The sequence below is a fragment of the Acidovorax sp. Leaf78 genome (assembly GCF_001422735.1).
Lineage (GTDB): Bacteria > Pseudomonadota > Gammaproteobacteria > Burkholderiales > Burkholderiaceae_C > Acidovorax.
On sequence record NZ_LMLZ01000020.1, the window covers coordinates 173535 to 192955 of the forward strand.

A 19421-nucleotide genomic window follows, 5' to 3' on the forward strand; every position below is an offset into this window, starting at 1 on the left:
GGGGCGAGGTGCGCAGGCCAGGGCGGGGCGCTGCTGAATGGGGGCTGCATGCAAAGAAGTCGCAGGGTGAGGAACTCCCGGCGTCCGCCTGTTACTCAGTGGTCACTGGATTGACCAGGCAGGAGCACGACCATGAACCCCACATCCGACGCAACCCACGTCGACCTCAGCACCCCGGAAGGCATCGCCGATGCATTCGTCAACCATGGGGTCACCCTGGCCTCGGCCAAGGGGATTTCCGACGATGACCTGGAGGCGCTCTATGCCGTGGCCTACGAGCACCTGGCCGAGGGCCGCGCGCAGGACGCCGTGGAAGACCTGCTCCTGCTGGTGACGCACGACGCCTGGGAGCCGCGCTTTCAGTTCGCGTATGCGCTGGCGTTGCAGATGCTGGGGCACCATGAGGCGGCCGCGCAGCATTACGCACAGGCGCTGCTGATGGACGCCACCAACGCAGGCTGCATCCTGCGCCTGGGCGAGTGCATGGAAGCGATGGGCAACGCCCAGGAAGCCGAAGAAGCGTTTCGCGCCTGCATCCAATTGAGCTACCTGAGCCCCGAGCACCACCTGGTGCGCGCGCACGCGCAAGCCCGCCTGTCCAGCCTGACCGGAGGTGCAGCATGAGCTCCCCCATCGGCGTTGGAATGGGCCGGCCGGCCAACCTGTTCTCGACCACGGGCAGTGGGCCCGCGCAGCAAACCGCCAGCACGGCAGAGGCGGCTGCGACTCAGGCACCCGTGTCCCTGACGCTGCCCCCGCCACCGCGCAGCGATGTGACGGCGGGGCAGGCCGACCGTGTTCGCTCGGTAGCCTCCGAGCCCGTCCGCGAAGGCGCGACGACCTCGACACCTTCGCGGGCAGACGCTGCCAAGACCAAGCTGCTGGCGGCTGGCGACAAGCTGCTGCAGGCCCGGCAAGAGGGCGTGGATGTCGCCAAGACATCGTTCTGGAAAAAGGCGCTGGGTGTGGCGCTCTCGGCCGTGGCGGTGGGTGTGGCCGTGGGGCTCACGGCGATATCGTTCGGTGGCGCCACGCCGCTGCTGGCGCTGGCCTGCGTGAACTTCGCGGTCTCCACCGGCGACGCCGTCTGCGCCTACCGCAACATGCGCAACATGGAAGCCATTGCCGACCACAGGCCTCCGCCCTACGAGAAGCTGCCCATGGGCAACAGCATCGTGGCCAACGTGGTCCATGGGGCACTCACCCGGTGCGGTGTGAGTGCAGAGACAGCGTCCACTGCTGCCAAATGGACAGGCATCACGGTGGGCGTGGGCCTGGCAGTGGCTTCGGTCGCTGTCAGCGCGGGGCTGTCGGGTTTGCCCGCTGCCTATGACCTGGCGGGCAAGGTGGCATCGTCAGTCGGCACCGCGGTGGCCGTCGCGTCCACCGTCGGCGGGCTGTTGACCGACGATCTGGACCGCGAATTGCTCAAGGAAAGCCTCGACGAAGTCCGTGGGGAGGTGATGGCCTTGAAGGAGCCAGAGCATGGAAGCACTGCGTTGGATCCCGACGGCGGGCTGGTGGCGTCTGCGTTGATCCGCTCGCTGGACGGCAAAGATACGGCCTCGGCCACCGAGCTGCACGAAAGCGCGCTCACCGACGCAGGCCGCACCAAAGATGCCGTGACCGGCGCCGTGGGCGTCTTCAAGGCCGTCGACCCCGCGATCGGGGTGATGAGCATGGTTAAGGGCGCGATCATGGGGTGACGCGCATCGGAATTGGCGAGCTGGCTGCAGGCGTTGCTACACGCGAGCCACAGGCTCGGCCTGTATCAAATCACCTTCAAAGCACGTCGATTCTGATCACGTTCTGGTTCACGGCACCCAGAGGTTGCGCAATGCACACCTCTGGGTATTTGTTGATGTTCTGCAGGAGCCGGGGGTTCAACGGCTCGGTGTAGAACACCGCTTTCACGCAGGTGAGTTCATCGGGCCTGGTCACCGTCTCCAGCAGGTGGGCCAGGTGCGCCTTCATGTGGTCTTCGGTATGGTGGGGCGAGAGTTCACCCGACCCATCCATGCGGAACACGACCAGATTGATTTTGAACTGGTGCCCGTCGATGGGCCTGGATTGAAGGCTACCCACCCAACACCCGTCTATCCGCGGGTTTGCGCTGATCGCGTCGCGAAATAGCGCCCGGGCCGCGGGCTCCAGAGGCTCCAGCGGTTCGTTGGCGAACCGGCTCCAGAGGTCCCGGTCGAAGAAGGCGTCTGTCCAGCGCAACGCGGCGTCCAGTTTTCGGATGGACCGTTCGATGGCTTGCGCGCAGTCGCGTTGCAAGCGGTACTCGGAGATTCTTCGCAGCGCTGGCACCGCCATCTTCTTGTTCAGCCGGACGGCGGCCTGCAGGTGGTCGATGCCGTCCTCATCGTCGCTGTCGAGCAAGGCGCAGCCGAGTTCATAGTTCAGGTAAGCGTTGGCAGGATGGTCTGCCACCAGCGCCTTCAGCGCGTCCACTGCCGTGGTGGATGTGGACAGTGACGCCATGGCAACGGCCTGCAGTGCCACGTCGTTCGGGTGGGCATCAACCTGGGCCTGCAGCCAGCGCAAGCGGTAGTGCGCGAAGTACCACGCATCCCGGTGCTTGCCGACCCATGCCGCCTGGTGCGCCTGAAAGATGGACGCCCAGTCGCTCGGAAAGGCTTCGGCACCCGCGCAGGCGCCATGCCACTGCGGTGGCTCGATGGTGACGCGAAGGTGGTCTGCGCGCTGTTGGAGGCGGGGGTGGGTGTCGTACAGGCGTGTGGGGCGCGCCTGGGCCGCTGCCAGCATCGGGGCGAAGGACGGCGCGGCGTGACGCTGTATGTGTTCGAGGGTGGTCTCCAGGATGTTCGGGGGCGGGGCGTCTGACTGGAGCTTCCATTGCACCCAGTCCCGCTGCATCGCATGCTGCTCGATGTGATGGTGCAGCTCCACCTTCACCAGCGCGTCGATCAGGCTGCTGGCCAGGCCCGCACGCTGGGCGCAGGCGTCGGCTTCGTACTCGCACTGGTGTGACCAGGCAGAAGACTGGCGCAGGAAGTACGGAATGAACCAGCGGGCCACGAGCTTTTGCGCCGACTGGATGAAACCGTCCGTACCGGACCTGTGTGCCAGTAGATAAATGCCCCACTTGTACCTGACGCGGTAGACCCAGTGGCCCGCCCGGTTGTGCCGCAGCGAGAAGTGCCCCAGCTCATGCGCCACCACAGCCCTGACTTCGCTGCTGGAGAGGCACTGCAGCAGGGGCAGCCCGATGCTGAGGGTTCGGCGCGCGCCCAGCCCCATGAACCCGGGCGATACATAGGCCGAAGCGTTGACCTCGTCGGTCAACACGATGCGGTGAATCCTGCCCCCATCTACGGCCACCGACAGCGCGTGGACCCACTGGTGCAGCACACTGCCCGGCGCGACGGCAATCGCATCCCGGTCGTCGATGGGGTCTGGCTGGATCGCCCACACGACCACCAGAAAAAGCGTGGCGCCGATCATCAGCGCAGTGGTGGGCGGATAAAAGATGGCGCTGAGCAGCGTGAATGGCACTACAGGAACGAGCGCCAGGATGTAGTAAATGCCTTCTGCGAAAAGGCACAAAACTATCAGTTTGAGTTTTTGAAAAATCGAAAATTGCATGGCGTTTTTGGAGGTGTCGCCGATTGGAATGCGAGACCCGCCGCACATACAGACCGGGCTGCGCGATGGGGGCAAATTGCAACAGATAAATAAGAGCGCAGACAGATGCGGAACTCGACAAACCAGGACCGTGATCACCCTGCAGCATGGCGTTTGCTACACGGACGAGCAAAAGACAGCTGTGACCTGCCCATTCAGTACCAACATCCGCTACACCCAAATTCTGTACACCCAGAAAGCCTCTTCTCGGTGGATGCCCTGGTACAGCGCTTGCGGCGCATACCCCGTGATCCGCCGCGTCACGCGGCACAGGTGCGACTGGTCTGAAAACCCCGCACCGGCGGCCACGTCGGCCCACTTCACCGACTCGCCTGCGGTGTCGGACGCAATGATGTCGAAGAAGGCTTGCTCCGCCCTGCCAAAGCCGCGCAGCTCGCGCAGCGGCAGCCCGGCCCAGCGCTTGATGCGCCGCTCCAGCTGGCGCAGGCTGCGGCCCGGAGCGGACATGGCCGCGCGCTGCGCCAGGTGCGCGGCCCAGTCGCCGTAGCGTTGCGTGTGCAGCGGTTGCGTGGGGCGGCAGGCCTGCCAGCGGGGCTCCAGGAAGTCTTCCAGGCACTCCAGGCGGGCAGCGTCGTCGGCCTGGCGCTGCACGGCCTCGCACATCGCGATCCACTCCGGCGGCAACAGGGTCTGCGCGTCCACCATGCGGTCGGTCAGCGCCTGCGGCTCCAGGCCGGTGAGCTGGTGCAGCGCATCGGGCATGAACATCACCATCATCGCGTGGGTGGGCCCGGCGCAATGGCTGCTGCTGGGGCGGGTTTGCGGGCCTGCCAGCACCCAGCGGCCGGGGTAGGCCTCGCGCGGGCTGCTCAGGTCGGCCATGGTGTCGGGCCGCTGGGGCACCAGGTGTTCGCTGCGGCCGGTGAACCACCAGCTCAGGCTGCACAGCGGCGTGGCCGGAAAGCGGTTGATGCGGTCCTCATCGCTGAGCACATGGCCCACCGTGCTGCGCACGATGGTGCCGCGCAGGCAGGCCGCGAGCGTGGGGCGCGCCAGCCAGAGCTGGCCCGAGGGGATCAGCCCATCGGGCTGGCGTGCGGCAGAGGAAACCAGGGTGGCCATGCGCGGCGAGTGTAGGCCAGTGCGGATGTCGAATTCGTTCAAGACCGCCTCGCCATCGCCCCGCACCATCGGCGGCATGAACCCAACCACGTCCGTCCACATTCCCATGGCTGGTGCATCTTCGGCCTCTTTGGCGGCTCCAGCGTCCAGCGCTCCCACGTTGAAAGCCGGTGGCCCGCCCCAGCGCTGGTGGGGCCTGCCCCTGCTGCGCGCCATGCGGGCGGACTACCTGGGCTTCGTGCAGCGCCTGCAGCGCGACCACGGCGATCTGACCCGCATGCGCATCGTCAACGAAGACGCCTGGGACCTGATGTCGCCCGCGCTGGTGCGCGAGGCGCTTGTCACCCACGCCGACTCGCTCATCCGCTGGGAGCGTGGCATCGCCGTTTTCGAGCAGGTGTTCGGCCAGAGCGTGCTGGTGACCGAGGGCGATACCTGGCAGCGCCAGCGGCGCATGCTGATGCCCGCCTTCAGCCCCCGGCGCGTGGCGGGCTACGCGCAGCTCATGACCGACGCGGCGCACAGCGCGCTCGACGCAGCCGTGCCTGCAGGCCAAGCCGAGGCCCTGGTGCCCATGGACACGCTCTGGACCGATGTGGCCATGGACGTGATCCTGCGCACCCTGTTCAGCGAATCGGCGCAGGCCGATGCACGCGATGCGGCGTGGGCCACGCAGACCTTGTCGGCCGCCGCCTTCCGCGAAATGTTCATGCCGTTCACGCTGCCCGACTGGCTGCCCCTGCCCGGCAAGGCCGCCAAGCGCCGCGCGCTGAAGGTGCTGCGCGGCCTGGTGCAGCGGCACATCGATGCCCGCCGGCCAGACGTTGCGTCGCTCACGGCACCGACCACCGAGCGCACCGACCTGTTGCACATGCTGCTGGCTCTGCGCGACGAGACCACCGGCGATCCGCTATCGCCGCAGGAGGTGTTCGACCAGTGCATGGTGAGCTTTCAGGCCGGGCACGAGACCAGCGCCACGGCCCTGCTGTGGTGGAGCCGCCTGATGGCCGAGCACCCCGAGGCCGCCCGGCGCGCGCAGGCCGAGGTGGATGCCGTGCTGCAAGCCGGCACGCCGGGGCCCGAGCACATGGCGCAGTTGCCCTGGCTGACCGCCACCCTGAAGGAAGCGCTGCGCCTGTACCCGCCGGTGGCGGCGCTGATGACGCGTCGCACCACCGCACCCATCACGCTGGGCGGCGTGGCCGTGCCGCGGGGCGCCATGCTGCGCATCACCCCCTGGGTGCTGCACCGTGACGAGCGCTGGTTCGCACAGGCCGACCGGTTCGTGCCCGAGCGGTTTCTGGAGGGGGCGGCACCCATCGAGAAGGGCGCGTGGATCCCTTTTGGCGTGGGCCCGCGCGTGTGCATCGGGCAGCACTTTGCAATGCTGGAGATGACGCTGCTGGCGGCCATGCTGCTGCAGCGGTACACGCTGCGGCAGCCCGAGCCGGCAGTGGCATGTGCGCCGCAGCTGCACGTGACGCTGCGGCCTGATGTGCCGGTGGTGCTGCGGTTGGCAAGACGGCAATAAGTTTTTCGAGTGTCGAAACTAAGGTCGGCACAAACCGATTTCTATTGTGAAGCTCACCTGCGATTTCTCAGAAACCGACAGATGGCGATATAGGTCCACCACTGGGGTACGCAGAGAATGATCCAAGCTAGCTGCTTCACTGTCACGAATTCGGTAAAGCTGTGGCCATAGACAGCATTTGCCGCAAGCGAGGCAGGCAACCAAGACGGGAAGTTCAGTATTGCCAGGATGGTCTCGGCATACGAGGGAGCGCTGCAGCAAGCATAGAGTGGAAGTGCGTCATAGGCGACGCCGAGGCTCCAGACGCTAAAGAGACAGACCATTGCAATGTTGACTATTGCCGCCCAACGCTCTGTTCGCGTGAATTTCACCGGTTGATACCTCATGACGTAACGTGCCCTCACGGCAGCTCCGCACTCCCCATCCGCGCCATGATCGTGCGGGTGCGCCCTGCCAGGTAGGCCGAGCCTGGCGCTTTTTCAAACCGCTTGGGGGCCGGCAGCATCACGGCCAGGCGGGCGGCTTCGCCGGCGCTGAGTTTGCTGGCGCTCTTGCGAAAGTAATGCTGCGCGGCCGCCTCGGCGCCGAACACGCCTTCGCCCCATTCCACGCTGTTGAGGTAGATCTCCAGGATGCGCTGTTTGGAGAGCAGTTGCTCCAGCAGCAGTGTCAGCACGAACTCCTGGCCCTTGCGCAGCAGCGTGCGCTCGCCCGACAGCAGCAGGTTCTTGGCCAGTTGTTGTGTGATGGTGGAGCCGCCGCGGATCTTGGGCGCACGCTGCGGGCGGTCTGGGGCGCGGGCCTGGGCCTTGCTCGCCTGCGCCTCGGCCTTGGCATTGCGCTCCCAGGCTTTTTCGATGGCGTTCCAGTCCACGCCGTCGTGGCTGACGAAGCCGTCGTCTTCCGAGGCGATCACCGCGCGCTTGAGGTTGTCGGAAATGCCGGCATACGGCACCCATTCCTGGCGCCAGCGGACATGGCCGGTGCTGGACAGCTGGGCCCAGGCTTCGGACCGCTGGAAGCTGGTGGATTCCGGGTCGATCACGGTCATGGCCGCGATGCGGACCACGAAGAACAGCTGCAGCGCCACGAACGCGAGCACCACCAGTCCCAGCCAGCGCAGCACGGCTTTCATTGGAGCGTTTTTCTCTGTGTTGGGTGTTGTGGACGGATGGGCCTGCCCTCGCAAAACCGTTCGGGTTGAGCTGGTCGACGCCTTGCGCGGCGCTCAGACACGCTCAGCGTGAACGGTTCAAGGGGAATCATGCCGACCCGTTGCTCAAACGGCCTGCTGCATTTCCTGCAGCACCTGCGCCGACGGCGGGCGCACGCCGCGCCACAGCAGGAACGCCTCGGCCGCCTGTTCCACCAGCATGCCCAGCCCGTCGCGCGGCGTGGCGCCGTGCTGGCGGGCCCAGTCGAGGAACCCCTGCGCGGCGGGGCCGTACATCATGTCGTAGGCCAGGCTGCCGGGGCGCAGCACGTGGGCCCCCACGGGCACGCCCGCGCCGGCCAGGCTGGTGGCCGTGGCGTTGATAATCACATCGAAATCGGCCTCTACCGCTTGCGGGGTGAGCGCCAGCAGCTCTGATTTTTGTAGCGTTGCCAGCGCGCTGTGCGATTGCACCAGCGCCTGGGCTTTCTCCAGGGTGCGGTTGGCCACGGTGATGTGCCGCACGCCCGCCAGCAGCAGCGGGCCCAGCACGCCGGCCGCGGCACCGCCCGCGCCCACCAGCAGCACGTCGCGCCCTGCCAGCGATACGCCAGCGTTGCGGGTGATGTCCGCCACCAGGCCCAGGCCGTCGGTGTTGTCCGCGTAGATGCTGCCGTCCGCGCGGAAGGTGAGGGTGTTGGCCGCACCTGCCAGTTGCACGCGCGCGCTGGATTCGGTGGCCAGGCCCGGCGCGTCGATCTTGAACGGCACGGTGACGTTGCAGCCGCGCCCGCCCTGGGCCGCGAACTCCCGCACCCCTTGGGCGAAGCCGTCCATGGGCACCAGGCGGCGCTCGTAGGTGAGCGATTCGCCCGTCAGTTCGGCAAAGCGGGCGTGGATGGCCGGCGAGCGGCTGTGCGCTACCGGGTTGCCCATCACGCAGTACAGATCAGCGGGGAAAGACGAAGAGGTCATGGGAACAACAACAACGGGGGCTGCATGCAGGGGGCGGTGCCGGGCGAGGGCTGCCGCGGAACTGGCTTTGCCAGGCCGCTGGCAGCGTCCCCCCGGGGGGAAGGCGCCGCAGGCGACTCAGGGGGGAGCTACCTCACACTCGTCTCCAGCGTCTGGTCCCGGGTGAACTTGAAGCGCGCCACCATGGCGATCTGGTCGGCTTTCTTGCGCATGTCGGCGTCGAAGGTGCCAAAGGGCCCGGCGGCGCGGGCGATGGCCTCGGCGCGGCGGTCCAGGGTGGCGTTGCCCGAGCTTTGCACGATCTCGGTGTCGAGCACGCGGCCGTCGTGGTTCACGGTGACGATCATGGTGAGCTCGCCGTACAGCTTCTTGCCGCCCTGTTCGGGGAAGTTCTCGGTGCCCTTGTCTTCGACCTTGCGGCGCAGGCCGTCGTAGTAGATGGCGTAGGCCTCCTCGCGCGTGGCGGGGCTGATATAGCGCTTCTTGGGGCGCGAGTTTTCTTCGTTGATGCGCTTTTCGATCTCGGCCAGCAGCTTGACGAGCTGGCGGCGCTTTTCCTGCTCGGCCACCTGCTCGGCGCTCTGGCTGGGTTTGCGCGGGTCGGGCTCGGGCAGGGTGGCCAGCTGTTTGCGCAACTGGGCCAGCAACTGGGCCTGCTGCTCCTGCATCGCGTCCATCTTGCGCTGCGCTTCCTCGAAGTCGTCGCCGATGGCGGTGAGGGCCGAGTAGGGCAGGGGGCTGGTGGCCCGGCCCTTCTCGGCATCGCCGCCGCCTGCCAGGTTGGACTGGGCAATCGCCTGGGCCTTGTCCGGGCGCTCGTTCGACTTGGCATTGACCAGGATGACTTCGAGTGGCGTGTCCTGGAACACGCGGTTGAAGCCCTCGGGGTCGATGAAGCGCACCGAGATCAGCGCAGCGTGCACGGCGATGGACACGCCCAGCGCCAGCTGCAGCGTGCTGAAGGTGCGGAGAAAGGCGGGGAGTTTCATCGCCGGCAATTATCAGGGGGTGTTACGGGGCTGTCGGTGGCTGTTGCAGGCGGTCAGGAAGCCGCGGCTGCCGCAGCGGCTTCGGCGGGGGCCTCGTTCACATCCACCGCGATGGCGATCGGGCCGGCCACGGCGTCGTCGTCTTCCTCGGCGTCCTCCACCGGACCGTCGTCGCTGCTATCGGCCGGATCGTCCAGGCGCTCGATCACGGTGCCGTGGATGTCGAGGGTGATCTCGTCCGCCTCGCCCAGCTTGACTTTCAGGCGCGCGCCGCGCGGCAGGTTCTGCGCGCCCAGCACCGGGAAGACCAGCGGAATGTCGTCCGCCCGCACCAAAAAGCTGCCGCCCGGACCTTCCTTGAAGACGGTGGCATTCAGCTCGGTGATGCCGTTCTGCTCCACGTACTTGAGCGTCCAGAAGCGCTCCATGCCGCCCTGGTAGCCGTTGTAGGCGCTGTAGGCGGCATCGAAGCTGCTGATGATCGAGAACAGGTCGGCGTCCTTGGGCTTGAAGGGCGCGGCCAGCGCGGCGGTCTTGCCGTGGCGGGCGCAGGCAATGATCTGCCACTGGTTGACCAGGTCGGTGTAGCGGCGCAGGGGCGAGGTGGCCCACGAATACGCTTTGACGCCGATGCCTGCGTGCGGCAGCGCCTTGGTGCCCATGCGCACCTTCACGCCCGGCGCCATGCTGGCCTGGTTGCGGTAGATGCCGGGCACACCCAGCTCGGCCATCCAGCTGCCCCAGGTGCTGTTGGCCACGATCATGGCCTCGGCCACGATGAGGTCGAGCGGCGCGCCGCGCTGGCGCACGCTGATCTGCACCTGCTCGTCGCCCGTGGGTTCGGCACCGTTGTTACCGACCAGGCGGAAGTTGTAGTCCGGCCGGTTGAAGTTCTCGGGCTTGCCGCGCACCACTTCGCGGCGGGCCTTGAGGTCCTTGGCCAGGCGGTGCAAAAATGATAGCTGCGGGCGCAGGTCAGACAAGCGCTGCGGGTCGTTTTGGTGCTCGAACGCGGGGTTGGACAGCCATTCTTCCGTCACCACCGCGTCGAGCTGGTCGTGGCGCAGGTTGGCAGCCACATGCACGCGCTCCAGTTTGGTCTCGGAGCTCTTGAACTCCAGCGTGGCTTCGTCGATGGTCACGTACAGCGACACGGCCGGGTTGGCGCGGCCCTCGTCCAGCGTGTAGGTCTGCACTACGTCGTCGGGCAGCATGGTGATCTTGTAGCCCGGCATGTACACCGTGGACAGGCGCGCGCGGCCCAACTGGTCGATGGCGCTGCCCGGCTGGATCGCCAGGCCCGGCGCGGCGATGTGGATGCCCAGCACCACGGTGCCCGTGCCCAGGCCCTGCACCGACAGCGCGTCGTCGATTTCGGTGGTCTGCGAGTCGTCGATGGAGTACGCCTGCGCGGTGGACAGCGGCAGCTCGTCGGCAATGACGGGCGCCGTGACGGCCGGAAAGCCCGTGCCCTTGGGGAAGTTCTCGAACAAAAAGCGCTTCCAGTGGAACTGGTAGGCCGAGTCGATGGCGCCGGCCTTTTGCAGCAGGTCGAGCGGCGCGGTATGCGTGGCGCGGCTGGCGTCCACCACGGCCTTGTACTCGGGCGCGTTCTTGTCCGGCTTGAACAGGATCTTGTAGAGCTGGTCGCGGATGGGCTGCGGGCATTCGCCGCGTCCGAGCGCTGCCGCCCACTCGTCGATCTGCGCGAGCAGGGCCTTTTTCTTCTCGATGGCGGCCAGCGCCTGCTGCAGGATCTCGGCCGATGCCTTCTTGAACCGGCCCTTGCCCGCGCGGCGGAAGTAGTGCGGTGCGTCGTACAGGCGGAACAGGGCGCCGGCCTGCTGGACCAGGGTGGCGTTCTCGGAGAAGTAGTCCCGCGCCAGATCGGCAAAGCCGAATTCGTCTTCGGGCGCGAACTCCCAGGCCAGGTCCAGTTCGATGGACTCGGCCACGGCCTGCGCCTGGGCGATGAGTTCCGCCGGGGCGGGCTTCTCGAACTTCAGGAGGATGTTGGCGGCCTTGACCTTGACCCGCTTGCCGGAGTCGAGTTCGACCTGGGCCGATGTATCGGCCTCCGACAGGATACGGCCGGCCATGAATTTGCCGGCTTCTTCAAACAGTGCATGCATGGCGGGGATTGTCCCATGGGCGGGGGTGGGCTTCGGCGGGGCGCTCTGGTGGCGGCCCGGGCGGCCCGCTGCCCCTATGATCCGCTGACGCCGCGCCCGGCCTTCCCACCCTCTACCTGCCTTTTTGCCGCCGAGATGCCTTTTTCCGTCGCACCGTTGTTTGTCCTGGCGGTAGCGCTGCCTTTTCTTTTCTCCATCACCGACTCCCCCACCGGCAACTTCTGGCCGCTGCTGGTGTCGTGGGTGTGCGGCGGCGGGTTGCTGCTGATGGTGGCTGTGCAGGCGATGCGTCATGGTGCCCAGGGGGCCGTCGCCCGCCTGGGCTGGGCCCGCCTTCTGGCGCTAGGGCTGGCCGTGGCGGCCGCGGTGGGCAGCTTCATCGGGCTGATCCAGTACCTGGTCGGCGACGCGGGCCTGGCGCCGTGGATCCATGCCTCCACCATCGGGCAGGCGGTGGGCAATCTGCGGCAGCGCAACCAGCAGGCGTCGTTGCTCAGCCTGGGCCTGTGGGCGATCCTGTGGTGGGCATTGCATGCGCCGACATGGCGTGCGGCTCCAGACCCCGTGACAGAGGCCACGCCGCGCCGGCGCCTGCTGCAGGACATGGCCCCGGTGCTGGCCGTGGCCGCCATGGCCTGGATGGCCCTGGCGCAGGCCGCGACGGCATCGCGCACCGGCGCCGTGCAGTGGCTGCTGGTCGTGGCGCTGGTGGTGTGCTGGCGGCGCACCGGGCCGGGCGCTGCGCTGCGCCTGGCGGTGGCGGCGTTGGCCGTCTTCGTGATTGCCGCCTGGGCGTTGCCCGAGCTGCTGTGGCAACTGCAGGGCGTGCGGGCAGATGCGCTGTCCCAGCGTTTTGCGGGCGATTCGCACTCCTGCACCAGCCGGCGCGTGCTGTGGTCCAACATGTTCACCCTGATCGCGCAAAAGCCCTGGCTCGGCTGGGGGTGGGGCGAACTGGACTATGCCCACTACGTCACGCTGTTCCCGGGCGAGCGTTTTTGCGTGCTGCTGGACAACGCGCACAACCTGCCGTTGCACCTGGCGGTGGAACTGGGCCTGCCTGCAGCGGTCGCCCTGTGCGGTGGCACGCTGATCTGGGTGCTGTGGAGCCAGCCGTGGCGCGAGACCCAACCCGCGCGCCAGCTGGCGTGGGGCGTGCTGGCGGTCATCGGCCTGCACAGCATGCTGGAGTACCCGCTGTGGTACGGCCCGTTCCAGATCGTGACCTTGGCGGCGCTGGCCCTGCTGCTGTGGCCCCGCCGCAGCGTGGTGTCGGCCGGCGGCGCAGGCGTCGTGCTGTGCGGCGCGGCCCTGGTGTGGGCGCTGTGCGCCCTGGCCGCGTGGGACTACCACCGCGTGAGCCAGCTGTACAAGCCCTATGCCGACCGGGCAGCCGCATACCGTGACGATACGCAGAACAAGGTGGGCAACCCTATGATCTTCCGTGCCCAGGCCGACTTTGCCCGGTTGACTACCATGGCGCCCACCCGCGACAACGCGGTCCAGGTGAACGCCCTGGCCCACCAGATGCTGCACTATTCCCCCGAGCCCCGCATACTGGAAATACTGATCGACAGCGCCCTGATGCTGGGCCAGGACGACGAGGCCGCCTTTCACATGAAGCGCTACCGGCTGGCCTACCCGCGCGAGTACAGCCGTTACGTGGGTGGGCGCGCAGCCAAGGCATCCGCGCCGGGGTGATGGCCGGGCGAGCCGGGCGATGGGCTTGCTGTGACCTGCTGACGGTCAGGCCAGCGCCAAAAAGTCCACCACGGCTGGCAGGTACTCCTCGAAATTCACCAGCGCATGCTCGCCGCCCTCCTGCAGCAGCAATCGCGCGTGGGGATAGCGCGCCACCATCTCGCGCCAATCCAGCACCTCGTCCCCCTTGGCGATGATGGCCAGCTCGCGGCTGGCCGGGGCCTGGCCGGACGTGTCCAGCGCCTTGAGCTCGTCGATGTATTCGGGCCGGAAATAAAAACTCTCTGCCGGGTCGTGCCAGCTGGTCTGCTCGCCGATGTAGCGGGTCAGGTCGCGCGCAGGGTGCACGGCAGGGTTGAGCATCACGCTCGGGCACCCCTTGTGGTGCGCCACCCAGCTGGCGTAAAAGCCACCCAGCGACGAGCCGACCACGCCCATCGCCGCGCCGGGCCACTGGGCAATGCCCTGGGCCACCAGTGCCATCGCCTCGCGGGGCGAGGGCGGCAGTTGCGGGCACCACCAGGTGACGCCCGGATGGTGCTGCGCCACATGCGCTGCCATCTGGCGGGCCTTGGCAGACTGGGGCGACGAGCGAAAGCCGTGCAGGTACAGAAGGTGGGTGGTGGGGTGGGTGGTGGGATGGAGGGTGGTCATGGCGCGGAAAACGACAGGGCAGGGGAATCACTGCTCCAAAAATGGACAGGCGGGGCATAAGATGCACGGCATGGGCGCCGTGTCGAAGGGCCCGCTGCATTGATTCCCACCATGACTGATTTTGCCCCGCTTTCCACTGCCAAACGCTGGGCCCTGGGATCCAACAACGAGAAGCCGCCTGCGTCGGTGGGTCGGTTCGAGCTCAAGAAGATGCTCGGCCGCGGCGCCCAGGCGACCGTCTGGCTGGCGCTGGACCCGCGCCTGCAGCGCGAAGTGGCCATCAAGCTCATGCGCCCGGTGCAGGAAGAGGACGCTTCGGTGCTGGAGCAGTGGCTGCGCGAGGCGCGGCATGTGGGGCGCTTGGCCCACCCCTTCATCGTGCCGGTGTTCGAGGCCGACGTGCAGGGCCGCCAGCCTTTCATCGTGTTCGAGTACGTGCCGGGCAAGACCCTGGCCGAGCATCTGGCGCAGCAAGGCCGCTGCACGCCGCACGACGCGGTGGCGCTGATGGTGGACGTGCTCGATGGCCTGCAGGCCGCGCACCAGGCGGGCATCGTGCACCGCGACCTGAAACCGTCCAACATCATGATCGACACCCAGCGACACGCGCGGGTGATGGACTTTGGCATGGCCGCCCCGGTCCAGGCCGAGCAGGATGCGCAACTGGCCAGCGGCACGCCCGCCTACCTGTCGCCCGAGGCGGCGGCTGGCGCGGCGCCAGCGCCCGCCATGGACGTGTATTCCGCGGCGCTGGTGCTGGTGGAGATGCTCACCGGCCAGCCGTTGATCCACCAGAAGGACACCTGGCAGGCGCTGTACCGCATCGCCAACGAAACCCTGCAGCTGCCGCAGGATCTGGGCCCGGGCGTGGACGACGGCCTGCGGGCCATCCTGCAGCGCGCCATGGCACGCCAGCCCGGCGAGCGCTATGGCTCGGCGGCGGATTTTCGGGATGCGCTCCGCACCTGGGCGGCGCCAGCCAGCGCGTCCAGCGCCGCAAGCAACGCCACGCTCGACTTTCTACTGCGGCGCATGCGCCACAAGAGCGACTTCCCGGCGCTGTCCGACTCGGTGGCCCGCATCCAGCGCGTGGCCAATTCGGAGGACGACAGCATCAGCGACCTCACGCACGAAATCCTGAAGGACGTGGCGCTGACCAACAAGCTGCTGCGCCTGGTCAACAGCGTGCACTACGCCCACGCCGCGCGCGGCACCATCAGCACCGTGTCGCGGGCGGTGAGCCTGGTGGGCTTCAACGCCGTGCGCAACATGGCGCTCAGCCTGGTACTGCTGGACCACATGCAGGACAAGGCCCATGCCAGCCAGATGCGCGAGGAGTTCCTGCGCGCGATGATGGCCGGCTCGGTGGCCGCCGAGCTCTGCGAGCCCGGTCAGGCCGCGGAAGAGGCGTTCATCGGCGCGATGTTCCAGAACCTGGGCCGCATGCTGTGCGAGTTCTACTTTCCCGAAGAAGCGCGCCAGATCCGCAGCATGGTGGCCTCCGGCCGCATCGAAGGCGGCGAAGAGTCCGCAGCTTTGCAGGTGCTCGGCCTGGGGCTGGAAGACCTGGGCGTGGGCGTGGCCCGCGTCTGGGCGCTGCCCGACAGCCTGCAGCGCTGCATGCGCAAACCGCTGGGCTCGCCCATGCAGCGCGCGCCCGAGCAGGGCGTGGAGCGCCTGCGCTGGGTGGCCCTGGCAGCCAATGAGGTCGCCACCACACTGCTCTTGACCGAGCCGGGCCAGGCGAATGCGCACCTGGGCCAGGTCGGCGCGCGGTATTCGCGCACGCTGGCGCTGTCGGCCCAGGACATCGCCGAAGCCACCGTGCGCGCCCGCCACAAGCTGGTGGCGCTGGCCGAGGCGCTGGACCTGCGAGTGGACCCGGGCACGCCGGCCGCGCGGCTGCTCAAGCTGCCCGTGGCCGCGGGGGCCGCGGCGGGTGGGGCGGCGGTGCAGGACGATGCGCTCAAGACCCACGAGCTGCGCGAGAGCGAAACCCAGCCGCTGCCCGCAGTGCTGGAGTCGCAGGCCCGCAGTGCGGTGTCGGTGGCTCAGATCAACGAGGTGCTGGCCGCCGGCATCCAGGACATTACCAATGCCATGGTGGAGAGCTTTCAGCTGAACGACGTGCTGCGCATGATCCTGGAGACCATGTTCCGGGCGCTCGGGTTTCGCCGCATGGTGTTTTGCCTGCGCGAGGCGCGCACCGACATGCTGACCGGCCGCTTCGGGCTGGGCGAGGGCAGCGAGGCGGCTGTGCGCGCGCTGAAAGTCCCGCTCAAGGTGCCCGGCGACCTGTTCGCGGCGGTGTGCCTGCGGGGCGCGGACACGCTCATCAACGATGCCACCGAGCCCCGCATGCAGGCCCGGCTGCCGGCCTGGTACCGCAGCGGGCTCGACGCCCCCTCGTTCCTGCTGCTGCCCCTGCAGATCAAAGGGCAGACCTTTGCGCTCATCTATGCCGACCAGTCCACGCCCGGCGGCATCGTGGTGGACGACAAGGCCCTGGGCCTGCTGCGCACCCTGCGCAACCAGGCTGTGATGGCCTTTAGGCAGGCGGGTTGAGGGGGCTTGGAGCGGCTGGCAAAACGCTTCGGGCGTCGTTGCCGCGTCTGGTCGTACTACTTGCACTGCTTGTACTGCCTGCGACGCGGCGGCTGGTCAGAACCGTTTCGCTGTGTTTTGTTGTCCGTTCTGAATGCCGTTAGGGCCGCTCGGGCTGCTGCGGCCATTGGGGGTCGCCGATAATCGGAGGATGTCCGCCGTTTTTGACAAACCCACGCTCGCGCAGCGTTTCATGCCCCTGTTCCGTGGGTTCGACCTGCCGCTGCTGCTGGTGGTGATGCTGCTGGCCGGTGCGGGGCTGGTGGCCATGTACTCATCGGGCTATGACCATGGCACGCGCTTCATGGACCATGGCCGCAACATGCTGATCGCGGGCGCCATCCTGTTCATGGTGGCCCAGGTGCCGCCGCAAAAGCTCATGGTGTTTGCGGTGCCGCTGTATGCCGCCGGGGTGGCGCTCTTGGTGGCGGTGGCGCTGTTCGGCATCACCAAGAAGGGGGCCCAGCGCTGGGTGAATGTGGGCATCGTCATCCAGCCCAGCGAGATTTTGAAGATCGCCATGCCGCTGATGCTGGCCTGGTGGTTTCAAAAACGCGAGGGTACCCTGCGCCCGCTCGACTTTGCGGCGGCAGGGCTGCTGCTGCTCATCCCGGTGGGGCTCATCATGAAGCAGCCCGACCTGGGCACATCGCTGCTGGTGCTGGCCGCCGGGCTGTCGGTGATCTTTTTTGCCGGGCTGTCGTGGAAGCTGGTGCTGCCGCCGGTGCTCATTGCCGGGGTGGGCATCTTCACCCTGGTGCTGCTGGGCGACCAGCTGTGCGCCGACGGCGTGCGCTGGGTGGTGCTGCACGACTACCAGCAGCAGCGCGTGTGCACGCTGCTCGACCCCACGCGCGACCCGTTGGGCAAGGGCTTTCACATCATCCAGGGCATGATCGCCATCGGCTCGGGCGGGGTGTGGGGCAAAGGCTTCATGGCCGGCACGCAGACGCACCTGGAGTTCATCCCCGAGCGCACCACCGACTTCATCTTCGCGGCGTTTTCCGAGGAGTTTGGCCTGGCAGGCAACCTGTTCCTGACCGTGTGCTTCCTGCTGCTGGTCTGGCGCGGCCTGGCCATCGCGGTGGGCGCCACCAGCCTCTTCGGGCGTCTGATGGCGGGCGCGGTGTCGATGATCTTCTTCACCTATGCGTTCGTGAACATGGGCATGGTCAGCGGTATCCTGCCCGTGGTGGGCGTGCCGCTGCCTTTCATCAGCTACGGCGGCACCGCCATGGTGACCCTGGGCATGGCCCTGGGCATCCTGATGTCGGTGGCGCGGGCGCAGCGGCAGGACCCGAAGGATGCGCGGCCTGCGCTGCTGGGGGCGTCTGGTTAGGTCTCCGCAGTGGCAGGTGAGCCACGTTCACCCATTAGCAGGCCAAGCCCAGTAGCCCCGCGGCTAGACTGTGCAATGCAAAAAATTCCGTTCAGCGCCAGGGCTGCGATTCGTTGGCTGGCCTTGGCCGTCGTGTGCTTCGGCATTGCCACTGTCGGCAAGACGGTGATTTTGTATCAGCTCACGCGCTGGGGGCGGCTGGTCTGCCCGGAGGGCTGGTGGCGCTCATCGCCTGGAATCTGTGCCTTTCCACCCGTATCCATTTCCATCTGGTCGCTGAGCTACGCTGCAGTGTCGACGCTGCTCCTGTGCGCTGCCGTGGTGCTCGCCCCCGCGCACAAGCTGAGAGTGTGTGCAACGCTCCTGATGGCGTTGGTGTGTTGGCAAGCCAGTGTGCTCATCTTCAATGCCTTCTCCTGGGTGGCTCTTGGCTCGCTCTGCGCGGCCCTTGGCATCGCGACGTGCTTCAGTCTTGGCGCCTTGGCCTCGCACAACACCCGTTCCGGCGACAAAGCCCTGCCCATCCGCACCCGCGTATAAGGCGCCACCCGTATGACTAGGTGGCACTGCAATCGCCCGGCGCGGTTTAGTTCACCAGGGGCGACCCACCACGAAGCGCACCGGTTGCCGCACGGTCTTCATGCCGTCGTACAGCTCCGCCTGCAGTTCGCCCTTGGCCGGCGGTGCATCGAACTTCCATGTCTGGCTGTAGTCCGCGTTCGTGCGCTGCCAGCCGCCGCGCTCGGCCTTGATCATCTGTCCGGACGGCAGCTTGAGAGACAGTGTCTTGATCCGCAGGAGCGTGTCGTTGCCCTGGAAGTGCACGCTGGTGCCGTCGATCTTGAACTGCAGGATGTCGACGCTGCCCAGCTTGAGCGGACCAGGGCGTTGGGGGTCCAGCGCCTGGGCGGCCTTGCTGGTGCCGTTGGCCACGCTCAAGGGCAGGGTGCCCTCGAAGATCAGGCCGCTCACCGGTTTGTCGGGCAAGCGGTTGATGACCAGATTGAAGCTGCGCGTGCGGCCATCCGCAGAGAACTTGGCGAACCCGCTCATCTCGGCATTGCCGAACGCCTGGCTGCTCTTGTCGGCGAAGACTGCGGTGACCGTCACATCGCCCTTGTCGGGGAAGCCGCCCGACGTTTCGACAAACTGGAGTGAGCGGCTCGTGGCGACGGCGTGGACCTCCACCTTTTCTTGCGATGGGGACGCGCCAAACGCCGTGAGGTTCTTGTCACGGCCCGGCGGGGCTTCGATGAAGGTGACGCCCGTCACTTTCAGATCAACGTCTTCGCGGGCATGCAGGACAGGGCTGAAGGCGGCAAAGGCTGCCATCAGGGGGAGGGCAAAGGCTGGAAGGTGGCGCATCGGTAGGGGTGCTGTGGGGGAGAAAGGAAATCCTGTCGGGGCGAGAATTTTCTCTCACAGTTCGATGGTTCGGGAGGGCTGGTTTTGGCTCCTGGCAACCGGCAGTCGTCGCGCAAGGGTTGGCGGCAAGGCGCAGCGGCTGCGGGCCATGGGGGAGCCCGCGCAGTGCGGGATGCGCGCGTGCGTCTGGCTGCCTTGCAGTACATCCCGACCCGACCAGGGGTCTCTGCCCCGGCGTTGCATG

General features: G+C 67.2%; 15 protein-coding genes. 7 read left to right on the forward strand and 8 right to left on the reverse strand.

What is annotated here, in order from left to right; all coding sequences use genetic code 11:
• The first annotated feature begins 132 nt into the window (after positions 1-132).
• Positions 133-624, forward strand: coding sequence for a tetratricopeptide repeat protein (locus ASF16_RS12455; RefSeq protein WP_056167346.1), 492 nt, complete (start codon positions 133-135; stop codon positions 622-624).
• Positions 621-1706 carry a hypothetical protein gene (locus ASF16_RS12460; protein ID WP_156372061.1) on the forward strand — a complete coding sequence of 362 codons (1086 nt, stop codon included), beginning with the start codon at positions 621-623 and terminating at the stop codon, positions 1704-1706. Before ASF16_RS12455 ends, ASF16_RS12460 begins: the two co-directional genes overlap by 4 nt.
• A 76-nt stretch (positions 1707-1782) precedes the next feature.
• Here ASF16_RS12460 and ASF16_RS12465 read toward each other — a convergent pair whose 3' ends face one another.
• The gene (locus ASF16_RS12465) at positions 1783-3612 is read right to left on the reverse strand and encodes a M48 family metallopeptidase (protein WP_162241077.1); all 1830 of its coding nucleotides are present in this window, start codon (positions 3610-3612) and stop codon (positions 1783-1785) included.
• Positions 3613-3822: 210 nt separating this feature from the next.
• Entirely contained in the window at positions 3823-4734 is a 912-nt protein-coding gene (locus tag ASF16_RS12470; protein ID WP_235507356.1) for a helix-turn-helix domain-containing protein, read from the reverse strand.
• A 25-nt stretch (positions 4735-4759) separates the two neighbouring features.
• On the opposite strand from ASF16_RS12470, the gene ASF16_RS12475 reads away from it, so the two are divergent.
• Entirely contained in the window at positions 4760-6265 is a 1506-nt protein-coding gene (locus ASF16_RS12475) for a cytochrome P450 (protein ID WP_235507357.1), read from the forward strand.
• Between the two features lie 400 nt (positions 6266-6665).
• On the opposite strand, the gene mtgA is transcribed toward ASF16_RS12475, so the two are convergent.
• The 4 genes from mtgA to ASF16_RS12495 form a co-directional block, all read right to left on the reverse strand.
• Positions 6666-7400, reverse strand: a complete 735-nt coding sequence (gene mtgA, locus ASF16_RS12480; RefSeq protein WP_056167355.1) for a monofunctional biosynthetic peptidoglycan transglycosylase — start codon at positions 7398-7400, stop codon at positions 6666-6668.
• Between the two features lie 144 nt (positions 7401-7544).
• Entirely contained in the window at positions 7545-8393 is an 849-nt protein-coding gene (aroE, locus tag ASF16_RS12485) for a shikimate dehydrogenase (RefSeq protein WP_056167358.1), read from the reverse strand.
• 128 nt (positions 8394-8521) lie between these two features.
• On the reverse strand, positions 8522-9382 hold the full coding sequence (locus tag ASF16_RS12490) for a TonB family protein (protein ID WP_056167361.1): 861 nt from the start codon (positions 9380-9382) through the stop codon (positions 8522-8524).
• A gap of 53 nt (positions 9383-9435) precedes the next feature.
• Positions 9436-11514 (reverse strand): ribonuclease catalytic domain-containing protein, encoded by a 2079-nt coding sequence (locus ASF16_RS12495; protein WP_056167363.1) that lies wholly within the window; start codon positions 11512-11514, stop codon positions 9436-9438.
• A 135-nt stretch (positions 11515-11649) separates the two neighbouring features.
• Between ASF16_RS12495 and ASF16_RS12500 the strand changes: the two genes are divergently transcribed.
• Positions 11650-13215 carry a Wzy polymerase domain-containing protein gene (locus ASF16_RS12500; protein ID WP_056167366.1) on the forward strand — a complete coding sequence of 522 codons (1566 nt, stop codon included), beginning with the start codon at positions 11650-11652 and terminating at the stop codon, positions 13213-13215.
• Between the two features lie 45 nt (positions 13216-13260).
• On the opposite strand, the gene ASF16_RS12505 is transcribed toward ASF16_RS12500, so the two are convergent.
• On the reverse strand, positions 13261-13869 hold the full coding sequence (locus ASF16_RS12505) for a YqiA/YcfP family alpha/beta fold hydrolase (RefSeq protein WP_056167367.1): 609 nt from the start codon (positions 13867-13869) through the stop codon (positions 13261-13263).
• Between the two features lie 111 nt (positions 13870-13980).
• Between ASF16_RS12505 and ASF16_RS12510 the strand changes: the two genes are divergently transcribed.
• The 3 genes from ASF16_RS12510 to ASF16_RS12520 all read left to right on the forward strand — a co-directional run bounded on the left by ASF16_RS12510 (position 13981) and on the right by ASF16_RS12520 (position 18352).
• Entirely contained in the window at positions 13981-16434 is a 2454-nt protein-coding gene (locus ASF16_RS12510; RefSeq protein WP_056167370.1) for a serine/threonine protein kinase, read from the forward strand.
• Positions 16435-16624: 190 nt separating this feature from the next.
• Positions 16625-17812: a rod shape-determining protein RodA gene (rodA, locus tag ASF16_RS12515; RefSeq protein WP_056167372.1), complete on the forward strand. Its 1188-nt coding sequence runs from the start codon at positions 16625-16627 to the stop codon at positions 17810-17812.
• Positions 17813-17887: 75 nt separating this feature from the next.
• Positions 17888-18352 carry a hypothetical protein gene (locus ASF16_RS12520; RefSeq protein ID WP_056167375.1) on the forward strand — a complete coding sequence of 155 codons (465 nt, stop codon included), beginning with the start codon at positions 17888-17890 and terminating at the stop codon, positions 18350-18352.
• A 51-nt stretch (positions 18353-18403) separates the two neighbouring features.
• Here the strand turns inward: ASF16_RS12520 and ASF16_RS12525 are convergent, their stop codons facing one another.
• Positions 18404-19177 (reverse strand): hypothetical protein, encoded by a 774-nt coding sequence (locus ASF16_RS12525; protein WP_056167377.1) that lies wholly within the window; start codon positions 19175-19177, stop codon positions 18404-18406.
• Positions 19178-19421: the final 244 nt, after the last annotated feature.